This window comes from Thermostichus sp. MS-CIW-36 (assembly GCF_054059035.1).
The window spans coordinates 1-2,961 of the sequence record NZ_JBSSBR010000058.1; the positions used below are offsets into that span (position 1 = coordinate 1).

Consider the following 2,961-nt stretch of genomic DNA (forward strand, 5'->3'; position numbering starts at 1 on the left):
GAACCACGCCGACCCATCCCGAACTCGGACGTGAAACGCATCAGCGGCGAACCTACTGGCAGGGCGACCTGCTGGCAACCTAGCTCGGTGCCAGGCCCACCACCGCCCCCCATCACTGGGGGGTTATTTACTGAGTAAAAGTTGCGGCTATGGTCGTCTCAGGCTAGGGTAATAGGTGTGGGTGCAGTGTTCTAGTTGGAAACTGTCGAGCTTTTATAGCCGTTGACTACCCTACCGCTGCTAGCAAAGCTACACAAAGCCGCCCTGGAAGGGCGGGGCTTTGGATCCAGTTTTTTGTAACCTCGGCCTCTTGCGCTACTCCCGAACGGCGCCCTGCAGGCGTGCGCCCCAGGTGCGAGCAAAGCGCAGGTCAGCCCCAACTAGATTGGCATCGCGCAGATCGGCCCCCCGCAAGTCCGCGCCGTACAGGGATGCAGAAGAGAGATCGGCCCCCCGGAGGTTGGCCCCCCGCAAATCCGCTCCCTCCAGGTAAGCGCCACTCAGGTTGGCTCCGCTCAATTGGGCCCGTCGCAAATTGGCTCCCACCAGGTAGGACTGGCTGAGATCGGCACCTGTCAAGATGGTGCGCTCCAAATTAGCCTCGATCAGATCGGAGCCGCTGAAATTGGCTTCCGCCAGATCCAAGTTGCTCAGCTCAATGGATCCCAGGCGGCAATTAGGACAGGTTCGGGAAGCCGTGAGGTAGCGCATGAAACAAGAGTTGTAGGTTGTGGCTGCGGCAGTGGAAGCCAAGGCCGCCGTGGTCAGCAGTGCCCAAATGGCGGGAACTTTGAGATTGAGGTTCATGGTTACCAAGCCTCGCAATTTTGAAGGTTTAAGTGAAGGGACACAGCAGAGCGGGGTTGTTCTGCGTTGGTCACATGATAGTGGCATCTGCCGACTTCGGCCACTCCACAGGTTTGTCTGGCCCACCTGATAACAAGCTCTCTTAAGGCGCGATGGCGTTTGGAGTCCTATCGTCCCGAAGCTGCCGGGCCGTTGCCAACACTGGGAAGGGGTGGATCTCTCAGCAGCGGTTGTACCCAATGCCAAGACAGTTGCCCCAACCCCACCAAAACCCCGAGTATCGCCGATGAAGTCAGGACGCGATCCCAGCGGATTTCCCGCCAGTCGGCAGGGTTGGTGTTTGGCCTTCTTGGGTTGAGCTGGGATCCCTTCCCGGCAACAGGAAGCGGGCGATGGCGCAAAAAGTGCCCACAGCGGCGACAGCGATAATCGGAGTCGGGGTTGAGCCAAGAGCAGTCTGGGCAGCGGAGCATGGGAAGGCCAGGGATCCCATCCTGAAGCGGTGGTGCAACCAGTTACAGTACGCCGTCATGATGATAGTATCGAAGACTTCCAGGGTCAGCCTGAGGGGATCAATTCTGCTCAGATCTCTCTGGATTGTGGGCAAGATTTGGGGCATCTTCGGGAGAGACACTTACTACAGGATCCCTGTCTGGGCGAGAAGCCCCTTTCAGAATCGGTGAGCATTGATCAGCGCCCTATGCAGATCTACTTAGAAAACATCTGTAAGCGCTATGGCCGCCGTGAGGTGGTGAGCGACGTCAGCCTGAACATTCAGCAGGGGGAGATCGTCGGGCTGCTGGGCCCCAATGGGGCGGGGAAAACCACCACGTTCTACATTATGACCGGCCTGATCCAGCCGAACCGAGGCCATGTCTGGTTGGATGACCAAGATATTACCCACCTGCCCATGCATCGTCGTGCCCAATTGGGGATCGGCTACCTGGCCCAGGAGCCGAGTATTTTTCGTCGCCTCAGCATTCAAGACAACCTGCTGCTGATCATGGAGCAAACAGGGGTGCCCCGTCGCCTTTGGCAGCAGCGGCTCAACCAACTGCTGGAGGAGTTTCGCATCGCCCATGTCGCCCACAGCTTGGGCCTACAGGTATCAGGGGGGGAGCGTCGCCGAGCGGAGATCGCCCGTGCCTTGGCTGCTGGGATCCACGGGCCGAAATTTCTGCTTCTGGATGAACCTTTTGCGGGGGTGGATCCCATTGCGGTGGCGGATATTCAGGAGGTGGTGGCCAAGCTGAAGCAGCGGGGCATCGGCGTGTTGATTACCGACCACAACGTGCGGGAGACTCTGGAGATCACCGATCGCGCCTATATCCTCAACGACGGGGCAATCCTGGCCAAAGGCACTTCTGCTGAGTTGGCAGCGGATCCCTTGGTGCGCAAGTATTACCTAGGAGAGAAGTTCCGCCTCTAGCGCCAAGAGTACAGAGCCCGCAGACGTTGGCTTTTCTTGTGTTGGTGGGTCTGCATACGGGCCAGCAGCTCATCGAGGAGGGCGACCGCCTCCAGCAGGTAGGGGCCCTTGTTGAGCATCACACATTCGGCGCGGGCAGACATCACCGCATCGGAAAGCTCAGGCCGCGAGGGCAAGCCCTCCTTGGTGAGCTGATCCAGCACCTGGGTAGCCCAGACCACCGGCACCTGGGCTGCCTCGCAGATCCACAGCAGTTCCTCCTGGATCTCGCCCAAGCGCAGCCAACCGATCTCCACGGCCAGATCGCCGCGGGCAATCATCACCCCTAGGGGCCGGCAGCCGGCAACGGTCGCGATCAAGGCCGGCAGGTTTTTCACCGCCCGCTGCGTTTCGATCTTGAGGATCAAGCCCAGATCGGGGCGAGCCTGCCGCCGCTCCAGCTCAGAAACCAGCAACTGCAAGTCCGCGGGCTGCTGGACGAAGGAATAGCCCACCAAGTCGGCATGCCGCACCACAAAGTCCAGGTCTTGGCAGTCTTTGTCGGTAAGGGAACGGATCTGGAGCTGACTGTCAGGAAAATTGAGGCCTTTTTCTGCTCGCAACTTCTTGCCCTGAGGGGCAACTTTGTCCACCTGATACATTTACGCTGAACACTGCTGAGCATTACTGCTCAGCGGTGAAGCGATAGCATTCTGTCCGTTTCCGTTGTCACTACGCGACGCTGA

At 59.1% G+C, this 2,961-nt stretch carries 3 protein-coding genes, 1 rRNA gene and 1 pseudogene; 2 read left to right on the forward strand and 3 right to left on the reverse strand.

Translation table 11 applies throughout. From position 1 onward, the window contains the following. Nucleotides 1-96, forward strand: a 5S ribosomal RNA gene (rrf, locus tag ACVWVQ_RS14200); the annotation flags it as partial. Nucleotides 97-315: 219 nt separating this feature from the next. Here rrf and ACVWVQ_RS14205 read toward each other — a convergent pair. Both ACVWVQ_RS14205 and ACVWVQ_RS14210 read right to left on the reverse strand, forming a co-directional pair. Next, nucleotides 316-807 (reverse strand): pentapeptide repeat-containing protein, encoded by a 492-nt coding sequence (locus ACVWVQ_RS14205; RefSeq protein WP_414358407.1) that lies wholly within the window; start codon nt 805-807, stop codon nt 316-318. Between the two features lie 167 nt (nt 808-974). Then, a complete protein-coding gene (locus ACVWVQ_RS14210) occupies nt 975-1,280 on the reverse strand; it encodes a hypothetical protein (protein ID WP_414358409.1) in 306 nt (101 codons plus the stop codon). A 227-nt stretch (nt 1,281-1,507) separates the two neighbouring features. Between ACVWVQ_RS14210 and lptB the strand changes: the two genes are divergently transcribed. Further along, nucleotides 1,508-2,236, forward strand: a complete 729-nt coding sequence (gene lptB / locus ACVWVQ_RS14215) for an LPS export ABC transporter ATP-binding protein (RefSeq protein ID WP_414344406.1) — start codon at nt 1,508-1,510, stop codon at nt 2,234-2,236. Here lptB and ACVWVQ_RS14220 read toward each other — a convergent pair. Then, a pseudogene (locus tag ACVWVQ_RS14220) lies at nt 2,233-2,871 on the reverse strand (pyruvate kinase); the annotation flags it as partial. The gene lptB and the pseudogene ACVWVQ_RS14220 overlap by 4 nt on opposite strands. Between the last annotated feature and the right edge of the window lie 90 nt (nt 2,872-2,961).

Excerpts from the sequence above, each read along its gene's own strand:
- lptB (WP_414344406.1), top strand. The coding sequence starts at position 1,508 with ATGCAGATCTACTTAGAAAACATCTGTAAGCGCTATGGCCGCCGTGAG.
- ACVWVQ_RS14205 (WP_414358407.1), bottom strand. The coding sequence starts at position 807 with ATGAACCTCAATCTCAAAGTTCCCGCCATTTGGGCACTGCTGACCACG.
- ACVWVQ_RS14210 (WP_414358409.1), bottom strand. The coding sequence starts at position 1,280 with ATGCTCCGCTGCCCAGACTGCTCTTGGCTCAACCCCGACTCCGATTAT.